Genomic DNA, 21066 nt, shown 5'->3' with positions numbered 1-21066 from the left:
AGTACTGATAGCCATGAAGATTCCTTACATTCCTGAAGATGCGCCGTTTAACGGCGAGCAGAAATACTGGCTGGCGGGTTTTCTCGCCGGTCTCCACTCGCGTCTGTTGGTATTAGAAGATAAGCAGACCGCACCGGCTGCCGGTGCGGGCGCCAGCGCCCAGCTGCACATTCTGTTCGGTTCACAGACCGGTAACGCAGAAGCGCTGGCGCAGAGCGCAGCGAAAGCGGCACGCGCCAAAGGTTTGGTGCCGGTGGTTCAGGCACTGGGCGAAGTCGATCTGGATGTGTTCGCCACCATGCGCCACGTTCTGATTGTCACCTCCACGTACGGCGAAGGTGAGATGCCGGACAACGCTCAGCTGTTCTGGCAGGCGCTCTCTGCCAGCACTGCACCGCGTCTGGAACAGATGCACTTCGCCATCCTGGCCATTGGCGATACCGGCTACGATGGTTTCTGCCAGGCCGGCAAATTCTTTGATATGCGTCTGGAGCAGCTGGGCGCGAAACGCGTATTCGATCGTATCGACTGCGATATCGATTTTGAAGAGCCCTCCAGCGAATGGATTGGTAACGCCATGCCGCAGTTTGCCGCCAGCGCGGGCAGCAGTGGCACGGTGTTAGAGAGCGCACCAGAGGCGCCGGTGATTCCGGGTAGCAACAAACAGAACCCGTACGCCGCCGCTCTGGCAACAAACAAACGCCTGTCGGGCGAGCAGTCGGCCAAAGATATCCGTCACTTTGAGTTCGACCTGACCGACAGCGGCCTGAAATACGAAGCGGGCGATGCGCTGGGTATCATCCCGGTCAACGATGCAGAGCTGGTTAGCCTGCTGCTGAACGAGCTAAAAGCCGACTACGAAACGCCGGTGCCTGGTTTCGATCGCAATCTGGGCGATTTACTGACGCATCAGTTTGAGATCTCTGAGCCGTCACGTAAGTTGATTGAGTGGGTGGGCCAGCACACGTCGAACCAGGAGCTGCTGCACGTGCTCCAGCATGATGATAAAGACACGCTGGCTAACTGGCTGTGGGGCAAAGATACGCTGGATCTGCTGCAGCTCGAGCTGAAGCGCAGCCTGTCAGTACCGGAATTCGTGGCGATGCTGCGCCCGCTGCAGCACCGCGCGTACTCTATCTCCTCCAGTTCGAAAGCACATCCTAATCAGGTGCACCTGACGATTGCTTCTGTGCGCTATCACAGCGGCGGACGTGAGCGTAAAGGCGTGTGCTCAACCTATCTTGCCGAGCGCGTGCGCCGCGGTGAGAAACCGGCTATTTTCATCTCGCCGAACAAAGCCTTCCGCGTGCCGCAGAACAACAGTGCGCCGTTGATTATGGTGGGACCGGGCACCGGTATTGCACCGTTCCGCGCCTTCCTGCAAGAGCGTCAGGCAACCGGCGCAGAGGGCAAAAACTGGCTCTTCTTTGGCGATCAGCATCAGGAGCACGACTACATCTACGCGGATGAACTGGCTGGCTGGCAGCAGAGTGGCCTGCTCACAAATCTTGATCTGGCCTTCTCACGCGATCAGGAAGAGAAGATTTACGTGCAGAACCGCATGCTGGAGAAAGGCGCTGAGCTGTACGCCTGGCTGCAGGAAGGTGCGTACTTCTACGTGTGTGGTGACGCTTCCCGCATGGCGAAGGATGTCGATGCCGCGCTGTATGAAGTGGTGCGTCAGTTTGGTGGCCTCTCCAGCGAGCGTGCGGCCGCGTATATTGACCAGCTGAAGAAAGATAAGCGTTATCTGCGCGACGTTTACTGAGGCGCGCAGCCATAAAAAAACGGGCCCTGATGGCCCGTTTTTTATTATGCATGAACTATTTCACGACGCGCAGTGAAGGTCGTCCTCCACGCGGCGGGGGTTCATCATCCGGCGAGTGATCGTCGTCGGTCGCATCGTCAGGGCGATCGCCATCAATTACCGACATCACGGTCTCTTCCTGACCACCCTCTTGCTCATCCCCTGCCAGCTCGTAGGCCGGCTCCGGTTCGAACATGGTCCCTGCGCCGTTTTCACGCGCATAGATGGCCAGCACTGCCGCCATCGGTACAGAAACCTGACGCGGTACGCCGCCGAAGCGTGCGTTGAAGCGCACTTCATCATTGGCGAGGTCGAGGTTGCCGACCGCACGCGGCGCGATGTTCAGAACGATCTGCCCATCACGCGCATACTCCAGCGGCACCTGCACACCGGCAGATTGATATCGACCACCAGATGCGGCGTTAACTGGTTATCCAGCAACCAGTCATAAAATGCACGCAGCAGATAGGGACGACGAGCCGTAAGTTGCGACATTTCCATAGATTAGCCTCGGGCTTGCAGGCGCATTTCACGTTCTGCTTCAGTCAATGAAGCGAGGAAAGAGTCACGCTCAAATACGCGCGTCATGTAGCCTTTCAGCTCTTTTGAACCGGCACCGGAGAGATCCACGCCAAGCTGCGGCAGACGCCACAACAGCGGGGCCAGGTAGCAATCCACCAGGCTGAACTCCTCGCTCATGAAGAACGGGGTACGTGCGAACAGAGGCGCAATCGCCAGCAGCTCTTCACGCAGCTGTTTGCGCGCCGCATCGGCATCGGCACCGCTACTGGTTTCCACGGTACGCATCAGACTATACCAATCCTGCTCAATGCGGTGCATCATCAGGCGGCTTTCGCCACGCGCAACCGGATAGACCGGCATCAGCGGTGGGTGCGGGAAGCGCTCATCAAGGTACTCCATGATGATGCGGGATTCGTAAAGGGTCAGTTCACGGTCGACCAGCGTTGGCACAGTGCGGTACGGGTTGAGGTCAATCAGATCCTGCGGCAGATTATCCGTTTCAACCTGCTCGATCTCCACGCTGACGCCCTTCTCAGCCAGCACAATACGTACCTGATGGCTGAAAATGTCAGTCGGACCAGAAAACAGCGTCATTACCGAACGTTTGTTGGCAGCGACAGCCATGAAAACCTCCAAGTTTGTTCACAAAAAAATACTGCGAATAGCCCACCACGCGGCGACTCACCTGCTTATCAGATTCGCACACAGCCGGGCGTGCAGTGCTGTGTCCGGTCTTCCCGACAGGAACGACAGGCACAACGCAGCGGCTCGCGGGCGCAAAGTGTCAGTGAGTTTACCAGATTTTAAGCAGCTTGTGGGGCGGGGTTGATCATTTGCAGGCAAAATGCGGGGAAAGCTCGCGTTTTTAGCCTGAAATATCGCGCATTCAGGCAATAAAAAACCCGCCGAAGCGGGTTTTTTGAGCCAATTGTAACTGCCGAAGCAGCAAACAATTAACGCTTGGAGAACTGCGGACGACGACGTGCTTTACGCAGGCCGACTTTCTTACGTTCAACCTGACGTGCATCACGGGTAACGAAGCCCGCTTTACGCAGTTCAGAACGCAGAGACTCGTCGTATTCCATCAGAGCGCGGGTGATACCGTGACGGATCGCACCAGCCTGACCAGAAATACCACCACCTTTAACGGTGATGTACAGGTCCAGTTTACCAACCATATCAACCAGCTCCAGCGGCTGACGCACGACCATGCGTGCAGTCTCGCGACCGAAGTACTGCTCCAGAGAGCGCTGGTTAATTACGATGTTACCGCTACCCGGCTTGATGAAGACGCGAGCGGCAGAGCTTTTGCGGCGACCAGTGCCGTAGTTTTGAGTTTCAGCCATTGCCTATAATCCCGATTAAATGTCAAGAACTTGCGGTTGCTGCGCCGCGTGGTTGTGCTCGTTACCTGCGTAAACTTTCAGTTTACGGTACATAGCACGACCCAGTGGGCCTTTTGGCAGCATGCCTTTAACCGCGATTTCAATCACACGCTCAGGACGGCGTTCGATCATCTCTGCAAAGGTCGCTTGCTTGATACCACCGATGTGGCCAGTGTGGTGATAATAGATCTTGTCGTTACGCTTGTTGCCGGTTACAGCAACTTTCTCAGCGTTCAGAACGATGATGTAATCACCGGTATCAACGTGCGGAGTGTATTCCGCTTTGTGCTTACCACGCAGACGGCGCGCCAGTTCAGTCGCTAGGCGACCCAGGGTTTTGCCAGTTGCGTCAACAACATACCAGTCACGCTGTACGGTTTCTGGTTTAGCTGTAAAAGTTTTCATTGAAAAGCTTACCCAAATAAAAGTTACACGTTGGTGAAATCCCAAACGCTAAGTTAACGATTGAGGCTCACACGACCATTTCGCCCAGCAAGCCCACCCCCTCAGGTAGAGTTACCGGATCACATAGCTTTCCGGGAAAAGAAAATCTATGCCGTAACGTGGGGTCGCAAGATTATAGAGAAGTCGAACTCAAAGATCGAACCTTTTTACAGCTAATTCGACGATTCCTGCTCATTATCAGGGCAGGTGCGGCAGACGCAAATACTCCTCGCTCTGCATCTCCTGCAGGCGCGACAGGCAGCGCTGGTACTCGAATTTCAGGCGCGTGCCCTGATAAATCTCAAACAGCGACGTTTCAGCGGCGACCACCAGTTTGACGTGGCGCTCATAGAACTCATCCACCAGCGCAAGGAAACGGCGCGCCTGGTCTTCGGTTTTGTAAATCATGACCGGCACATCATACAGCAGCACGCTGTGGAAGCGGCGCGACAGTTCAATATAGTCATGCTGGCTACGCCCTTCGCCGCACAGCGTCAGGAAGTTAATCGCCAGTACGCCTTCATGCACGCCCAGCGTGGGCATCTGCCGGTGGTTAATCTCCAGTACCGGCGCCTCTTCACGCGATTTGCCGGAGAGCGCACGGAACATGCGCTCCATCTCGGCGTGCGTGGCGTCACTGAGCGGGAAGTTCCATAAGTGCGCCGACGTCAGCGTGCGCAGGCGGTAATCAATTCCGGCATCCACATTCATCACATCGCAATGCTGCTTTATCTGTTCGATCGCGGGCAGGAAGCGCGCACGCTGCAGGCCGTTGCGGTAGAGCTCATCCGGTGGAATATTTGACGTAGCGACCAGTGAAATGCCGCGGGCAAACAGCGCTTCCATTAGCGTGCCGAGCAGCATCGCATCGGTGATGTCCGACACAAAAAACTCATCGAAACAGAGAATGTCAGTTTCGGCTTTAAAGCGGTCAGCCACAATCAGCAGCGGGTCGCTGTGGCCCTGCAGCTGCGTCAGCTCCTGATGGACACGCAGCATAAAGCGGTGAAAATGCAGACGCAGTTTGCGATCGCCAGGAATAGACTGAAAAAACAGATCCATCACCCAGGTTTTTCCCCGTCCGACGCCGCCCCACATGTACAGGCCACGCACCGGCGCTTCGCTGCTGCTTCTCTCTTTATTCATCAGCTTTGACAGGCGTCCCAACAGCCCTTTCGCGGCCGGCTCCTGGCTGCCCGCACGGGCAATCAATCCTTGCTGGATGCGATCTAAACGGGTAATTGCTGCACGTTGTACATCGTCCGGACGAAACTCGCCCTGCGACAGCGCCTGCTCATAGCGCGCAAGCGGAGATGAGGTTTGCATGGTTCTTCCAGAATCCCTGAATAAGTCCGATCCACGTGTCGGTTGTCGAAAATTAGGCCGCTCTACACTAAGCGATACAGCCTGAGAGTTCCACTTCCAATAGATTAACGGGTATAGTGGCTACTATTGAAGTTGAAACAGAAGCAATGCCCTACGAAGCAACGGAAATTACACGGGAGTTATTATGACCTGGGAATACGGGCTGATTGGTTTAGTGATTGGCATTATTGTCGGCGCTGTAGCAGTGCGTTTTGGCAACAAAAAGCTGCGTGAGCAGCGCAGCATGCAGTACGAACTGGAAAAATCGAGGCCGAGCTGGCAGATTATCGCGAAGAGCTCACCAACCACTTTGCACGCAGTGCAGAGCTGCTGGACAACATGGCGCGTGATTATCGCCAGCTGTATCAGCACATGGCGAAAGGGTCGAATGACCTGCTGCCCGATCTGCCGGGTGAAAAGAACCCGTTTGCCTACCAGCTGACGGAAGCCGAAGCTGATAACGATCAGGCGCCGGTGCAGATCCCGCGCGACTACTCTGAAGGCGCATCCGGTTTACTGCGCGGTGGCGAACGTACTCCACGCAACTAATCCTTTTGGGGCACAGCATCGCTGTGCCCTTTTTGTTTTCCGAACACTTATTACAAACAACTGTCACACTTCTTTTATCCCCCTTTTCGCAGCGAGAGCGTTGTAGCAATGAAAAAACAAGTAAACCTGTTAAGCGCATTAGCCTTGAGCATTGGGATGAGTCTGGCGGCAGCACCGGCTGCAATGGCGACGCTGCCCGCACAAATTCAGGGACAGGATCTGCCAAGCCTGGCACCGATGCTGGAAAAAGTGCTGCCGGCCGTGGTCAGCGTGCACGTGGAAGGCACCGACAGCGGCCAGCAGGCGCAGGACATTCCTGAACCGCTGAAGCGCTTCTTCGGTCAGGCGCCGGGTCAGGCGCAGCCGCAGCCGTTCGAAGGGCTGGGCTCCGGCGTCATTATTGATGCCGCGAAAGGCTATATCCTCACAAATAACCACGTGGTCAACGGTGCAGACAAAATCAGCGTGCAGATGAGCGATGGCAATGAGTACGATGCCAAACTGATCGGTCACGATGAGCAAACTGATATTGCGCTGATTCAGGTTGAAGGGGCGAAAAACCTGACGCAGGTGAAAATTGCTGACTCCGATGCGCTGAAAGTCGGCGACTTTGCCGTGGCGATCGGTAACCCATTTGGCCTGGGTCAGACGGCAACCTCCGGGATTATCTCGGCGCTGGGCCGCAGTGGCCTGAACCTTGAGGGGCTGGAGAACTTTATCCAGACCGATGCAGCGATCAACCGCGGCAACTCCGGCGGCGCGCTGGTTAACCTCAACGGCGAGCTTATTGGTATTAATACCGCGATTCTTGCCTCCAGCGGCGGCAATATCGGCATCGGCTTCGCTATTCCCGGTAACATGGCGATGAACCTTGCACAGCAGCTGATTCAGTTCGGCGAAGTGAAGCGCGGCCAGCTCGGTATCAAAGGTACTGAGATGACCGCCGATATCGCCAAAGCATTTAACGTTGATGCCCAGCGCGGTGCATTTGTTTCTGAAGTGCTGCCAAAATCCGCGGCGGAGAAAGCTGGCATTAAAGCGGGCGATATTATTACCGCGATTAACGATAAACCGATTACCAGCTTTGCGGAGCTGCGCGTGAAAGTGGGCACCACGCCGCCGGGCCAGCAGGTGAAAATTGGTCTGCTGCGCGAAGGTAAGCCGGTGACTGTGACCGTCACGCTGGAACAGAGCGCGCAATCTACGGCCAGCGCACAGCTGATGTCACCGGCCCTGCAGGGCGCAACGCTGAGCGATGGCACCACCAAAACCGGTGATAAAGGCGTGAAGGTCGATACCCTTGAAAAAGGCACGCCTGCAGAACAGGTTGGCCTGCAGAAGGATGACGTGATCATCGGCGTTAACCGCACTCGCGTGCAAAACCTCGCTGAAATGCGCAAGGTGCTGGAGGGTAAACCGCCGGTGCTGGCTCTTAACGTGGTACGCGGCGACGAGACGATCTACCTGCTTCTGCGATAATCCTCGCATCAGGCGGACAAGCAGGTGTTTGTCCGCCTTTCTCGTGCTATTCTGCCCTGCGATCTCACCTGGCTTGAAATAACACCATGTTTCTTAAACTTTTGCGTTCAGTGGTGATGGGCCTGATCGTGGCGGGTTTACTACTTGTCGCGATCCCTGCGCTGCGAATGGGCAGCAACGTCACTTTCGAGCATGACAGCAGCGCCGATGAAGCGCCCTTCAGTTTTAATCAGGGCGTGCGCCGTGCCGTTCCTGCGGTCGTCAACGTCTATAACCGTAGCGCCCACGGTAACAATAACCGCGGCATCACCACGCTGGGCTCCGGCGTGATCATGAACGTAAAAGGCTACATCCTTACCAATAAGCACGTCATTAATAACGCCGATCAGATCATTGTCGCCTTACAGGACGGACGCTTCTTTGAAGCCACGCTGGTAGCTCCGACGCCATGACCGATCTGGCCGTGCTGAAGATCAATGCCACCAACCTGCCGGTGATCCCCATAAATTCGAAGCGGGCAGCGCATATTGGCGATGTGGTGATGGCGATTGGTAACCCTTACAACCTGGGGCAAACCGTTACGCAGGGCATTATCAGTGCCACCGGGCGTATCGGGCTCAGCTCCTCTGGCCGGCAAAACTTCCTGCAGACCGATGCCTCTATCAACCAGGGTAACTCCGGCGGTGCGCTGATCAACTCGCTCGGCGAGCTGATGGGCATCAATACCCTGACCTTTGATAAAAGCAATGACGGCGAAACGCCAGAGGGCATCGGCTTTGCCATTCCCACCGCGCTGGCGAGCAAAATTATGGATAAGCTGATTCGTGATGGCCGCGTCATTCGCGGTTATATCGGGATCACCGGCCGTGAACTGCCGCCGCTGCACGGCCAGGGCAGTAATCTGGATCGGGTTCAGGGCATTATCGTCAGCGATGTGGCGCCCGGCGGGCCCGCCGATCGCGCCGGCCTGCAGGCCAACGACGTGCTGTTGCAGGTGAACGGCAAACCGGCGCTCTCGGCGCAGGAGACCATGGATCAGGTTGCGGAGATTCGTCCGGGCTCGGTGATTGATGTGCAGATACTGCGTAATGAACAGAAAATGACGCTGCCGGTGACCATTCAGGAGTTTCCGGAAGCCACAAACACGCCGTCACAGTAACTTTATGGGAAGCGGCGCCAGCCTTATGTCACCGCTTCCCATGATGCATTGCGCTGCAAAGGGCCTTAACTGCGGTCCACCGGGAAGGCGATGACATCACTCAACGCTTCCGCTCTGAGCGCCAGCATAATCAAGCGATCAACGCCCAGCGCGACACCGGAACAGGCTGGCATGCCGTGCGCCAGCGCATCCAGCAGATAGGTATCGATTGGATGCTGTGGCAGGCCCCGCGCGGCGCGGCGGCGGTTATCCTGCTCAAAACGCTGACGCTGCTCGCGGCTGTCGGTCAGCTCGCGGAACCCGTTCGCCAGCTCAACCCCTTTGTAATAGACCTCAAATCGCTCTGCAACGCGGTGATCTTCAGTGCTGATCTCCGCCAGCGCTGCCTGACTGGCCGGGAAGTGGTAAACGAAGCACGGCTTATCGTTACCGATCTTCGGCTCTACGCCCAGCATAAATAGCAGCTGCAGCAGCGTATCGCGATCCTCTTCGCGATTCGCCAGCTCACCCTCGCCCAGCTTCTCCGCCGCTTCACGCAGCTGCGCTTTATCCGCCGACAGCGGATCGAGCTCAAGGTGACGAATAAAGGCCTGCTGATAGGAGAGTGATTCGGCGCTGTCGCACTCCAGCACCTGTTGCAGCAAATCGTCGACTTCATTCATCAGGCGGTACATATCGTAATGTGGACGGTACCACTCCAGCATGGTGAATTCCGGATTGTGGTGACGTCCCGCTTCCTCATTACGGAAGCAGCGGCCCATCTGGTAGATTGGGCCACTGCCCGCCGCCAGCAGGCGCTTCATATGGTACTCCGGACTGGTCATCAGCCACAGATCGCGCCCTTCCGCTGCGCCTGGCCCGACAAAGCGGGTCTGAAACGGCACCAGATGGATATCGGTGATGGTTGCCTGGCTCATGGCCGGGGTATCCACTTCCAGTACGCCGCGATCGGCAAAGAAACGACGGATCTCCGCAATGATCGCGGCGCGTTTCAACAAATTGGCAATGGGTGCGCTCGGCTGCCAGCTTGCCGTTTCGCTCATGTTGATGACTCCTCATACAGATAAGGGGTGGAAGTCTACCCGTATTGACGATGGCAAACAACGACGCGGCACGTGCACTGCGCAGTTTCAGAAACGGCAGGCCGGAGAAGAGAGTGAAGCGGAAAAAAGCCGGTACGAAAGCCTGTTTCGTACCGGTGGGTGTTATTGCGTGGTGCGCTGAATTGCCTGGCCGCCGGCTTCCACATCTTCCCCTACGCCACGCGTGGTGTTGCAGGCAGAGAGCAGCGAGGAGAGCACCAGTACCGAGAAAATTGCGACAATACTTTTCTTGAACATAGCCATATCCTTGTTGGTTGCAGTAAAAGTACAGCTTTTAAAGCATAGACCGGATACGCGAGGCTGGCGGTTAACGCGCTGAAAAAAGACGGGGTCTGGCAGGCGAGCAGAAAAAAGGCGCATCATTGATGCGCCTGATGTGACGATTATTTTACGCGGGAGACGTATTCGCCAGAGCGGGTGTCAACTTTAACCACTTCGCCAATCTGCACGAAGAGTGGAACTTTGATCACTGCGCCCGTAGAGAGCGTAGCAGGCTTGCCGCCGGTACCTGCGGTATCACCCTTCAGGCCCGGGTCGGTTTCAGTCACTTCGGCTTCGATAAAGTTCGGTGGCTGAACCGCGATCGCTTTGTCGTTCCACAGGGTAACGATACAATCGGCGTTATCCTGCAGCCACTTGGTCACGTCATCCAGCACTTTGGCTTCGATCTGATACTGCTCGAAAGACTCAGGGTGCATGAAGTAGTAGAAGTCGCCGTCGTTGTAAGAGTATTGCAGCGTCATATCACGAACGTCTGCGCCTTCGGCAGAGTCAGTAGATTTGAAGGTTTTCTCAACGCGAGAACCGGTCAGCAGACGACGCATTTTAACGCGTGCGAATGCCTGGCCTTTACCCGGCTTAACGAACTCACTGGCTTCGATGGCATAAGGTTCGCCTTCGAACATGATTTTAAGACCGGGACGGAAATCGTTGCTAAGATAAGTCGCCATAAAGGCCCTCTGTAAATATTGAACTGGTAATAGCCAAAAAAATGGCACACATTGTAACCCTAAATTCCCCTGTCAGAGAAGATTGGTTGCAGCAACTTGCTGATGTTGTCACCGATCCTGCTGAATTACTGCAACTTTTATCCCTTGAACAGCATGCGGATTTGGCCGCAGGCCACGACGCGCGCCGGCTTTTTGCCCTGCGCGTGCCCCGGGCCTTTATCCGGCGCATGCGGCCGGGCAATGCGCAGGACCCGCTGCTGCTGCAGGTCATCACCCGCCATCAGGAGTTTCAGGATGCGCCGGGTTACAGCACCGATCCGCTCGACGAGCAGAGCAGCGTGGTGCCGGGTTTACTGCACAAGTATAGGAACCGCGCGCTGCTGCTGGTCAAGGGCGGCTGCGCGGTCAACTGTCGCTACTGTTTCCGCCGCCATTTTCCGTATCAGGATAATCAGGGCAATAAACGTAACTGGCAGATCGCGCTTGATTACATTGCCGCACATCCGGAGCTGGACGAGATTATTTTCTCCGGTGGCGATCCGCTGATGGCGAAAGATCACGAGCTGACCTGGCTGGTGGGCGAGCTGCAAAAAATCCCGCACCTGAAGCGTCTGCGTATTCACAGTCGCCTGCCGGTGGTGATTCCGGCGCGCATTACGGAAGGGCTGTGCCAGACTCTGGCGGAAACGCGGCTGCAGGTGCTGCTGGTAAGCCACATCAATCACGCGCAGGAGATTGACGAGGAGCTGCGCGAGCGTATGCAGATGCTGAAACGCGCCGGCGTGACGCTGCTCAACCAGAGCGTGCTGCTGCGCGGCGTAAATGATAGCGCGCAGACGCTGGCAAATCTCAGCAATGCGCTGTTTGATGCCGGCATTCTGCCCTATTACCTGCACGTGCTGGATAAGGTCCAGGGCGCAGCGCACTTTTTTGTCTCTGATGATGAAGCCCGTGCGCTGATGCGACAGCTGCTGAGCATGGTGTCTGGCTATATGGTGCCGAAACTGGCGCGAGAGATTGGCGGTGAGCCAAGCAAGACGCCGCTGGATCTGCAGCTGCGGCAGGCATAACCTTTTGCGCCCCTACCCGGTGCGCATTAATGCGCACCCTACAAACAGACATCCCACGATTGATGCGTGCCCGGCGCGCTTATGTAGGGTCGCCATTAATGGCGACCACAGCGGCTCGTAATCCCCCCACATCCCGCCGCAAATAAAAAAAGCCGCAGGCGCGGCTTTTTTTATTTCTGCTATGCCATTACGGGCACTTATACACCTGACCAGACATTTTGCTGTCCAGCGGGGCGAAAGCAGAGAGCAGATTCTGCGTCGGGCTGGTGGCACCGTAAATGACGTTACCGCCCATCTCAGCCGCGCGGTTGCGCAGGTCATTCGCCGCGCCGCGCAGTGAACTGCCTTCACCGCCAGAACCACTCAGCCAGTTGCTCTGTGAGCCGGTCAGGTTGCCCAGCAGCTGACATTGGCTGCCTGGCTGTTGATCAACGAAGGTGACACGTTCGCCAGCGGCACTCAGTTGGTTAGAGGTGCTACAGCCCGCCAGCAGCAAAACGCCGACTGCCAGTCCAGGCAAGAGGTTAATCCGCATTATAATCCCCATTTATTATCATCAGTGTCGGGCGGCAGCGTAGCAGAAAAGCGCATATTTTTTCTGAACATTCATTGCCTTATACCCTAAATAGTTCAAGGTGCAGAAAGGCGGCAAGGGCATGAATACCCAGGCGCTTACTCCAGTAAGTGACTGGGGTGAATGCACGCAGCCAACGCATCTGCAATTTGAAATATGACGGGTATAAACCCGCAGAGCCGAAGTAGTGCGCTCATACTTATACCTTGTTCGCCGCCAAAAGAAAAACCCCCGACCGTTTCCGATCGGGGGTTTCTCAGCGAACTAAGCGTTCAGGGCAATTACATCATGCCGCCCATACCGCCCATGCCACCCATACCGCCAGCGCCAGCACCTAAATCAGGCGCGTCGCCTTTCGGCAGGTCGGTCACCATCGCTTCGGTGGTGATCATCAGACCTGCAACAGAGGATGCGTACTGCAGCGCAGAACGGGTCACTTTGGTTGGGTCCAGGATACCGAAGTCGATCATGTTGCCGTACTCTTCAGTCTGCGCGTTGTAACCGTAGTTACCGTCGCCCGCTTTCACGTTGTTAGCCACAACAGATGGCTCTTCACCGGCGTTAGAGACGATCTGACGCAGTGGCGCTTCCATCGCGCGCAGCGCAACTTTGATACCGACGTTCTGATCTTCGTTCTGACCTTTCAGACCAGAAGCAGCGATCTTCGCCGCAACGCGAACCAGCGCTACACCGCCACCCGCAACCACGCCCTCTTCAACCGCAGCACGGGTTGCGTGCAGGGCATCTTCAACGCGCGCTTTCTTCTCTTTCATTTCAACTTCAGTAGCTGCGCCCACTTTCAGAACGGCAACACCGCCTGCCAGTTTCGCGACACGCTCCTGCAGCTTCTCTTTATCGTAATCAGAGGTTGCTTCTTCAATCTGCTGACGAATCTGCGCTACGCGGCCAGAGATAGCACCCTGATCGCCCACGCCATCGATGATGGTGGTGGTATCTTTGTTGATCACCACGCGCTTCGCCTGGCCCAGATCTTCCAGCGTTGCTTTTTCCAGCTCCATACCGATCTCTTCAGAGATCACGGTACCGCCGGTCAGGATCGCGATATCCTGCAGCATCGCTTTACGACGGTCGCCGAAGCCTGGCGCTTTCACCGCAGCCACTTTCACGATGCCGCGCATGGTGTTGACCACCAGCGTTGCCAGCGCTTCGCCTTCCACATCTTCAGCGATGATCAGCAGTGGTTTGCCGGCTTTCGCCACGGCTTCCAGTACTGGCAGCATTTCGCGGATGTTAGAGATTTTCTTGTCAGCCAGCAGGATGAATGGGCTTTCCAGCTCCACCGCACCGGTTTCTGGCTTGTTGATGAAGTAAGGAGAGAGGTAGCCGCGGTCAAACTGCATACCTTCAACCACATCCAGCTCGTCCTGCAGGCCGGTGCCCTCTTCAACCGTGATCACGCCCTCTTTACCCACTTTATCCATCGCCTGGGCGATCAGGGTGCCGACGCTCTCATCAGAGTTAGCAGAGATGGTACCAACCTGGGCGATAGCGCGTGAATCCTGGCAAGGTACAGACAGGGTTTTCAGCTCTTCAACTGCTGCTGCAACCGCTTTATCGATACCGCGCTTCAGATCCATCGGGTTCATGCCCGCTGCAACGGCTTTCAGACCTTCATTAACGATAGACTGTGCCAGAACGGTTGCGGTGGTGGTGCCGTCGCCTGCTGCGTCATTCGCTTTAGAGGCAACTTCTTTCACCATCTGCGCACCCATGTTTTCGAACTTGTCTTCCAGCTCGATTTCACGTGCCACAGAAACACCATCTTTAGTGATGGTCGGTGCACCAAAAGATTTATCCAGAACCACGTTACGGCCTTTCGGGCCCAGGGTAACTTTTACTGCATCTGCCAGTACGTTTACGCCACGCAGCATTTTTACGCGTGCGTCATTACCGAATTTTACGTCTTTAGCTGCCATTTCAAATATCCCTTAAATTCGTTTCGTTCAGTGAATTACGCGTAATTACGCTTCGACAATCGCCAGGATGTCGCTTTCAGAGATGATCAGAACTTCTTCGTTGTCGATTTTCTCGGTTTTTGCACCGTAGCCTTCGCTGAAAATCACCAGATCACCCACTTTCACGTCCAGCGGCTTAACCTCACCGTTTTCCAGGATGCGGCCATTGCCGACAGCCAGAACTTCACCACGGGTTGATTTGCCTGCTGCGGAACCGGTCAGGACAATACCGCCAGCCGATTTTGCTTCAACTTCTTTACGCTTGACGATAACGCGATCGTGCAACGGACGAATTTTCATGTGATAGCTCTCCTTTGAGAAGTCCAATCATTCAGTTTTTGGGTTGAACACCGGGCTGCATGGCTTCCGGCCTCGTGGTGGAAGAGATAGGGATGAGCAGAGAGGCTTTCAAGGGCAAAAAAATAAAAAATTTTCGTTTCTGTAACAGCTGGCGAAAAAGCCAGCAAAAAGGCGGCTTCCGCCGCCTCGTTAACCTTTATCGATCTTTATCCTGTTCGATACGGTCCTGATCTTTGCGCTCGAACTCGCCATCCATGGTGAAACCACTGTCCGGCCCCTGGCCTGGCCCACGCCAGACGCGCAGGTGCGGCATCAGTTTCAGCGTCAGGTGCTTCTGCACCGGCGGCAGCAGCAGCAGCAAACCGAGGAAATCAGTAAAGAAGCCAGGCAGCAGCAGCAGGAAGCCGGCAATGATCAGCGAAACGCTTTTGATCATCTCCGCCGCCGGGCTCTCATTACGCGCCAGCTTCTCCTGCATCAGCATGAAGTTCTTCATGCCCTGATTCTTAACCAGCGACACGCCAATGCAAGAGGTAAAGATCACCAGCAGCATGGTGAGCAGCACGCCCAGCGCATGCGCAACCTGGATGAAGAGTGAGATCTCAATCCAGGCCAGAACAAAAAAAATCACAAACGGTAACCAGCGCACCGATATCTCCTGTGTGTTGGGCCGTCACGCAGCGTGCGCAGCGGCAAAATGGGGCGGTCAGCATGGACCTCAACTGTTGAAGTGGGCGCTATGCCGGGCAAATTCAACCTGTCGGGTTAAATTTTTACTGGCGACTTAAAAATGCGAACTACATCACATATCGTTATTACCGACGGGCCAGCAAATGCCCGTAAAGTGATCTGTGCACAAACAATTTTGTAACAACAGAATATGATCGTGCTCGCCAGCCCGAAGATGGATAAAATGTCGGCACTGGTATTCCACGACAATATAATTGCTTCACCTGCACGTTATTTGCCGCCCGTCCATCCCGGCCGGCCAGGCAGTAACCCGCAGAAATAATAAGAAGGTAATCATGGCGAACAACATTCGTATCGAAGAAGACCTGTTAGGCATGCGCGAAGTTCCGGCAGACGCTTACTACGGTGTTCATACTCTGCGTGCGATTGAGAACTTTTATATCAGTAGCAGTAAAATCAGTGACATACCTGAATTCGTTCGCGGTATGGTGATGGTAAAGAAAGCAGCCGCGCTCGCCAACAAAGAGCTGCAGACCATCCCGCGTAATATCGCGAATACCATCATTCAGGCCTGTGATGAAGTACTGAATAACGGTAAATGCATGGATCAGTTCCCGGTGGACGTCTATCAGGGCGGCGCCGGCACCTCGGTCAATATGAACACCAATGAGGTGCTGGCCAACATCGGTCTGGAACTGATGGGCCATCAGAAAGGTGAGTATCAGTACCTCAACCCTAACGATCACGTGAATAAGTGTCAGTCCACTAACGATGCTTATCCCACCGGTTTCCGCATTGCGGTTTACGCCTCCATTCTGAAGCTGCTGGATGCCATCAGCCAGCTGAGCGAAGGGTTCCAGCGTAAAGCCGTAGAGTTTGAAAACATTCTGAAGATGGGCCGTACCCAGCTGCAGGATGCGGTGCCTATGTCACTCGGTCAGGAGTTCCACGCGTTCAACGTGTTACTGAACGAAGAGACGCGCAGTATTCTGCGTACGGCGGAGCTGCTGCTGGAAGTGAACCTCGGGGCGACCGCGATCGGTACGCGCCTGAATACACCGGATGGCTATCAGCAGCTGGCAGTACAGCGTCTGGCGGAAGTGAGTAATCTGCCAGTCGTGCCGGCAGAGGACCTGATTGAAGCGACCTCCGATTGCGGTGCCTATGTGATGGTGCACTCGGCGCTGAAACGTCTGGCGGTGAAACTGTCGAAGATCTGTAACGACCTGCGCCTGCTCTCCTCCGGCCCGCGTGCTGGCCTGAATGAGATCAACCTGCCGGAACTGCAGGCGGGCTCGTCCATTATGCCAGCCAAGGTTAACCCGGTGGTGCCGGAAGTCGTCAACCAGGTGTGCTTCAAAGTGATCGGCAACGATATCACTGTGACCATGGCCTCCGAAGCGGGTCAGCTGCAGCTGAACGTGATGGAGCCGGTTATCGGTCAGGCGCTGTTTGAATCCATCAGTATTCTGACTAACGCCTGCTACAACCTGCTGGAGAAATGCGTCAACGGCATCACCGCCAACAAAGCGGTGTGTGAAGCTTACGTATTTAACTCCATTGGTATCGTGACTTACCTCAACCCGTACATCGGCCACCATAACGGTGATATTGTTGGCAAAATCTGTGCGGAGACCGGTAAGAGCGTGCGTGAAGTGGTGCTGGAGCGTGGCCTGCTGACCGAAGCCGAGCTGGATGATATTTTCTCCATTCAGAACCTGATGCATCCTGCCTATAAAGCCAAACGCTACACCGACGAAAACGAACAATAATCTACGCCGGATCAAGTCGTTCAAAGCACGCCTGTATACAATACGGCGTGCTTTTTTTATTTTGACGGCTACAACTTTAAGAGCCGGACGTCTCCGGCTCAGGGGTGAAAACGCATGGTAATCGTGGAATTGGTGGTGGTTCTGCTGGCGATCTGGCTGGGGGCCCGGCTGGGCGGTATTGGCATCGGCTTTGCCGGCGGGCTGGGCGTGCTGGTGCTGACGCTGTTTTGCGGCATGAAGCCCGGCGTTATCCCGTTTGATGTGATTGAAATTATTATGGCGGTGATCGCGGCAATCGCCGCGATGCAGGTTGCGGGCGGCATGGATTATCTGGTCGGGCTGGCGGAACGCCTGCTGCGCCGTCATCCACGCTACGTTACCTTTCTCGCGCCGCTGGTGACCTATCTGATGACGCTGCTGGCCGGCACCGGCCATACGGCATTCTCCACGCTGCCGGTGATTGCTGAAGTGGCAAAAGAGCAAGGCGTACGTCCATCGCGCCCGCTCTCTATTGCCGTGGTCGCCTCACAAATCGCCATCACCGCGTCACCGCTCTCTGCTGCCGTGGTGTTTTTTGCCTCTCTTCTTGAACCGCGCGGCGTGAGTTATCTGGCGCTGCTCGGCGTCGCGCTGCCCTCGACGATGGCAGCCATCTTCTGCGCAGCCATCATTACCAATTTCCTCGGCAAAGAGTTGAAGGATGATGAGGTCTATCAGGCGCGCCTGGCGAAAGGTGAAGTGACGCTGCGCGGCGAGCAGGTTTATCAGATCAAACCCGGCGCGAAGCGTGCTGTGCTGCTGTTCCTGATCGGTATCATCGCGGTTGTGCTGTACGCCACCGCCATCAGCGACAGCGTGGGATTGATCGCCAACCCGCTGCTGCCGCGCAATGAGGCAATCGTGGTGTTTATGCTTACCGTGGCCACGCTGATCTGCCTGACCTGCAAAATCGATACCGGTGAGATCCTGAGCGCCAGCACTTTTAAATCTGGTATGAGCGCCTGTATTTGCGTCATGGGCGTGGCATGGCTGGGCGATACCTTTGTGAAGGCCCACCTGAACGAGATCCAGACTCTGGCCGGCGATATGCTGCAGAGCTACCCGTGGATGCTGGCGCTGGTGCTGTTCTTCGCTGCAACCCTGCTCTATTCGCAGGCGGCGACCACCAAAGCGCTGATGCCCGCAGCGCTGATGCTGGGCGTGTCACCGCTGGCGGCCGTGGCCTCTTTTGCTGCCGTTTCCGCCCTGTTCGTGCTGCCAACCTATCCTACGCTGCTGGCGGCGGTCGAAATGGACGACACCGGCTCAACCCGAATCGGCAAGTTTGTCTTTAACCACTCCTTTATTATTCCCGGCGTACTGGCAATTGCCTTCTCGGTGGCGTTCGGCTTCCTGTTTGGTAGCCTAATCCTGTAGCGCCGTTACATCCTGAAAACCTCGTGGCGAAGCGGCCGTGTTATGATCGCGGCCCCTTCGCCACCGGAGCTGATTAATTCGTTATGGCCGTCCGATTCTCCCGCCTGATGGCTTTGTGCCTGGCACTGCTGTTCTGCTTCTCCGCGCAGGCCAGCCTCTTTTCCCCCCAAAACAGCAGCCGCTTTGTGCCGGTCGATCAGGCTTTTGCTTTCGATTTTAGCCAGCACGACAATCAGCTGGAACTGAGCTGGCGAGTCAAAGAGGGTTACTATCTTTATCGCCAGCAGCTGCATATTACGCCGCAAAAGGCACAGCTTGCCCCGCTCGCTCTGCCGCCCGGCCAGCCGCACGAAGATGAGTTTTATGGCAAAAGCGAAATCTACCCGCAGGATGTGCAGGTACCGGTATCGATACAGCAGGCCGGAGACGGCGCATCCGTAACCGTGACTTATCAGGCTGTGCCGCCGCCGGGTTCTGCTATCCGCCGGAGACCCGCACCGTACCGCTCAGCGCGGTGAGCGCCACCCGCGATGCGCCTGCCGCTCAGCCTCATCCCACGCCGCTGCCCTTTTCACCGCTCTGGGCGCTGCTGATTGGGATTGGCGTAGCCTTTACACCGTGCGTCCTGCCGATGTATCCGCTGATCTCCAGCCTCATCCTCGGGGGATCGCGCCGCTACTCGCCAGGCCGGCTGTTCGCGCTGGCGATGGTCTACGTACAGGGCATGGCGCTAACCTACACGCTGCTTGGCGTGGTTGTCGCTGCTGCCGGTCTCCGCTTTCAGGCTGCGCTGCAGCACCCTTACGTTCTGATCGCGCTGTCTGCCCTGTTTGTGACGTTGGCGCTGTCGATGTTTGGCCTGTTCCCGCTGCAGCTGCCCACCAGCGTACAAACGCGGCTGGCGCTCTGGAGCAACCGTCAGCAGGGCGGATCGCTGCCCGGCGTGTTTTTCATGGGCGCGCTGGCCGGTTTAATCTGCTCGCCCTGCACCACCGCGCCACTCAGCGCCATCCTGCTCTATATCGCGCAGAGCGGTAATCTGTGGGCCGGCGCGGGCACGCTCTGGCTGTACGCCTTCGGTATGGGGCTGCCGCTGATCGCTATCACCCTGTTCGGGAACAGGCTGCTGCCGAAAAGCGGGCCGTGGATGCAGAGCGTTAAAGAGGGCTTTGGCTTCGTGATTCTGGCGCTGCCGGTGTTTCTGCTGGAGCGGATCATCGGTGATGTCTGGGGGCTGCGCTTATGGAGCCTGCTCGGCGTGGCGTTCTTTGCCTGGGGCTTTAGCCTCAGCCTGCGCGCAGGCGGCGCGTGGCGCCTGATGCAAATCCTGATGCTGGCTGCCGCGCTGGTCGTGGCGCGTCCGTTACAGGATTGGGCCTTTGGCACCAGCCATAGCGCCTCCGCGGTCGCGCACCTGCCCTTCACGCGCATCGCCAGCAGCGAGCAGCTCGACAGTGCGCTGCAACAGGCGCAAGGCCGTATCACGATGGTCGATCTCTATGCCGACTGGTGTGTCGCCTGCAAGGAGTTCGAAAAGTACACCTTCAGTGATGACGGCGTGCGCAGCGCACTGAGCAACGTGCAGTTGCTACAGGCCAACGTCACCGCCAACAGCGCGCAGGACAATGCGCTATTGCAGCATTTACAGGTTCTGGGGCTGCCTACCATCCTGTTTTTCAATGCCCGGGGTGAAGAGATCCCTGGTTCACGCATTACCGGTTTCCTTAACGCGACGGATTTTCAGACGCATTTGCACAATCTGCCGCGTTAAACGACACTGGTTGCAGGACACTGCCCGCTCGCCAGCGAGCGGGCTCGCATTCCAGAGGAGAGCCACTTGCAACGCGAACAAATTCTTGACCATGCGCTGAATGTACTCGAACAGCGCGGGCTTGCTGCCACCACCTCCCTCCAGCAGCTGGCGGGAGAAACCGGCCTGACAACAGAGCAGCTGGCACGTTACTGGCCCGATCGCGATGCTCTGCTGTATGACGCGCTGCGCTATCACGCGCAGCAAATTGATAGCTGGCGCCGCCAGGTGCAGCTCGACGACCAGCTCAGCGCTGAACAGAAACTGCTGGCGCGCTACGAAGTGCTGACTGAGTATGTCAGCAAAGGCCGTTTTCCCGGCTGCCTGTTTATCGCTGCCTGCAGCTTCTATCCCCAGCCAGATCAGCCGGTGCACCAACTTGCAGAGCAGCAGAAGCGCAGCTCATGGCAATTTACCCATGAAATTCTGGTTGAGCTGGCGCTGGATAACCCGACAATGGTCGCTGACCAGATGGAGCTGATCCTGGAAGGGTGCCTGAGTAAGCTGCTGGTTAAGCGCAACGTTATGGATGTGGCGACCGCGCGCGGGCTGGCGGAGGATGTACTGGGCATCGCGCTGTGCCGCAAAAATGGCGCCCTGGCGTAGGCTTTTTGCGCAGCCTGTCTGAAAAGCAGGCAGTCAGTCACGAATGCTACGCTTTTTTTACGAAACCCGTTGACGACTTTCCGCCATTA

General features: G+C 56.3%; 17 protein-coding genes and 4 pseudogenes. 9 read left to right on the top strand and 12 right to left on the bottom strand.

Translation table 11 applies throughout. The features are described from left to right. The first annotated feature begins 13 nt into the window (after positions 1–13). On the top strand, positions 14–1768 hold the full coding sequence (locus HA48_RS07590) for a sulfite reductase subunit alpha (RefSeq protein ID WP_128600477.1): 1755 nt from the start codon (positions 14–16) through the stop codon (positions 1766–1768). Positions 1769–1823: 55 nt separating this feature from the next. Here the strand turns inward: HA48_RS07590 and sspB are convergent. The 5 genes and pseudogenes from sspB to zapE form a co-directional block, all read right to left on the bottom strand. After that, positions 1824–2308: pseudogene (gene sspB, locus HA48_RS07585) on the bottom strand (ClpXP protease specificity-enhancing factor). Between the two features lie 3 nt (positions 2309–2311). Next, the gene (gene sspA, locus HA48_RS07580; protein ID WP_128600476.1) at positions 2312–2953 is read right to left on the bottom strand and encodes a stringent starvation protein SspA; all 642 of its coding nucleotides are present in this window, start codon (positions 2951–2953) and stop codon (positions 2312–2314) included. A gap of 329 nt (positions 2954–3282) precedes the next feature. Further along, positions 3283–3675 (bottom strand): 30S ribosomal protein S9, encoded by a 393-nt coding sequence (gene rpsI, locus HA48_RS07575; RefSeq protein WP_021507754.1) that lies wholly within the window; start codon positions 3673–3675, stop codon positions 3283–3285. 15 nt (positions 3676–3690) lie between these two features. Next, entirely contained in the window at positions 3691–4119 is a 429-nt protein-coding gene (rplM, locus tag HA48_RS07570) for a 50S ribosomal protein L13 (protein ID WP_128600475.1), read from the bottom strand. 237 nt (positions 4120–4356) lie between these two features. Then, positions 4357–5484: a cell division protein ZapE gene (zapE, locus tag HA48_RS07565; protein ID WP_128600474.1), complete on the bottom strand. Its 1128-nt coding sequence runs from the start codon at positions 5482–5484 to the stop codon at positions 4357–4359. A 184-nt stretch (positions 5485–5668) separates the two neighbouring features. Here zapE and zapG point away from each other — a divergent pair. From zapG to degS, 3 genes and pseudogenes are all read left to right on the top strand, one after another. Continuing rightward, a pseudogene (zapG, locus tag HA48_RS07560) lies at positions 5669–6072 on the top strand (Z-ring associated protein ZapG). Between the two features lie 108 nt (positions 6073–6180). Next, complete coding sequence (degQ, locus tag HA48_RS07555) at positions 6181–7551, top strand: serine endoprotease DegQ (RefSeq protein ID WP_128600473.1); 1371 nt, start codon at positions 6181–6183, stop codon at positions 7549–7551. Positions 7552–7637: 86 nt separating this feature from the next. Then, positions 7638–8710 (top strand): annotated as a pseudogene (gene degS / locus HA48_RS07550) (outer membrane-stress sensor serine endopeptidase DegS). Positions 8711–8775: 65 nt separating this feature from the next. Here degS and epmA read toward each other — a convergent pair. The 3 genes from epmA to efp form a co-directional block, all read right to left on the bottom strand. Then, positions 8776–9753 (bottom strand): elongation factor P--(R)-beta-lysine ligase, encoded by a 978-nt coding sequence (gene epmA, locus HA48_RS07545; protein WP_128600472.1) that lies wholly within the window; start codon positions 9751–9753, stop codon positions 8776–8778. Positions 9754–9915: 162 nt separating this feature from the next. After that, the gene (locus tag HA48_RS07540) at positions 9916–10050 is read right to left on the bottom strand and encodes an entericidin A/B family lipoprotein (protein WP_128600471.1); all 135 of its coding nucleotides are present in this window, start codon (positions 10048–10050) and stop codon (positions 9916–9918) included. A 146-nt stretch (positions 10051–10196) separates the two neighbouring features. Beyond that, positions 10197–10763, bottom strand: a complete 567-nt coding sequence (gene efp / locus HA48_RS07535; RefSeq protein WP_039327432.1) for an elongation factor P — start codon at positions 10761–10763, stop codon at positions 10197–10199. A 41-nt stretch (positions 10764–10804) separates the two neighbouring features. Here efp and epmB point away from each other — a divergent pair, with 41 nt between their 5' ends. Continuing rightward, the gene (epmB, locus tag HA48_RS07530; RefSeq protein WP_128600470.1) at positions 10805–11833 is read left to right on the top strand and encodes an EF-P beta-lysylation protein EpmB; all 1029 of its coding nucleotides are present in this window, start codon (positions 10805–10807) and stop codon (positions 11831–11833) included. A gap of 187 nt (positions 11834–12020) precedes the next feature. Here epmB and HA48_RS07525 read toward each other — a convergent pair whose 3' ends face one another. The 4 genes from HA48_RS07525 to HA48_RS07510 form a co-directional block, all read right to left on the bottom strand. Further along, entirely contained in the window at positions 12021–12368 is a 348-nt protein-coding gene (locus HA48_RS07525; protein WP_128600469.1) for a DUF4156 domain-containing protein, read from the bottom strand. Positions 12369–12688: 320 nt separating this feature from the next. Continuing rightward, the gene (gene groL, locus HA48_RS07520) at positions 12689–14344 is read right to left on the bottom strand and encodes a chaperonin GroEL (RefSeq protein ID WP_128600468.1); all 1656 of its coding nucleotides are present in this window, start codon (positions 14342–14344) and stop codon (positions 12689–12691) included. 45 nt (positions 14345–14389) lie between these two features. After that, on the bottom strand, positions 14390–14683 hold the full coding sequence (locus HA48_RS07515; RefSeq protein ID WP_033749242.1) for a co-chaperone GroES: 294 nt from the start codon (positions 14681–14683) through the stop codon (positions 14390–14392). Between the two features lie 196 nt (positions 14684–14879). Further along, positions 14880–15332, bottom strand: a complete 453-nt coding sequence (locus HA48_RS07510) for an FxsA family protein (RefSeq protein ID WP_128600467.1) — start codon at positions 15330–15332, stop codon at positions 14880–14882. Between the two features lie 376 nt (positions 15333–15708). Here HA48_RS07510 and aspA point away from each other — a divergent pair, with 376 nt between their 5' ends. From aspA to dicD, 4 genes and pseudogenes are all read left to right on the top strand, one after another. Continuing rightward, entirely contained in the window at positions 15709–17145 is a 1437-nt protein-coding gene (gene aspA, locus HA48_RS07505) for an aspartate ammonia-lyase (protein WP_128600466.1), read from the top strand. Between the two features lie 114 nt (positions 17146–17259). Next, positions 17260–18561 carry an anaerobic C4-dicarboxylate transporter gene (locus HA48_RS07500; RefSeq protein WP_128600465.1) on the top strand — a complete coding sequence of 434 codons (1302 nt, stop codon included), beginning with the start codon at positions 17260–17262 and terminating at the stop codon, positions 18559–18561. Positions 18562–18644: 83 nt separating this feature from the next. After that, positions 18645–20332, top strand: a pseudogene (locus tag HA48_RS07495) (protein-disulfide reductase DsbD). Between the two features lie 66 nt (positions 20333–20398). Next, entirely contained in the window at positions 20399–20977 is a 579-nt protein-coding gene (gene dicD / locus HA48_RS07490) for a division control transcriptional repressor DicD (protein WP_128600464.1), read from the top strand. Positions 20978–21066 lie beyond the last annotated feature (89 nt).

Origin of the sequence: Pantoea wallisii, assembly GCF_002095485.1 — a bacterium.
In the GTDB taxonomy this organism is placed as follows: Bacteria; Pseudomonadota; Gammaproteobacteria; order Enterobacterales; family Enterobacteriaceae; genus Pantoea; species Pantoea wallisii.
The sequence above is the reverse complement of the archived record's forward strand: the minus strand, read 5'-3'. Positions and strand labels throughout refer to the sequence as shown.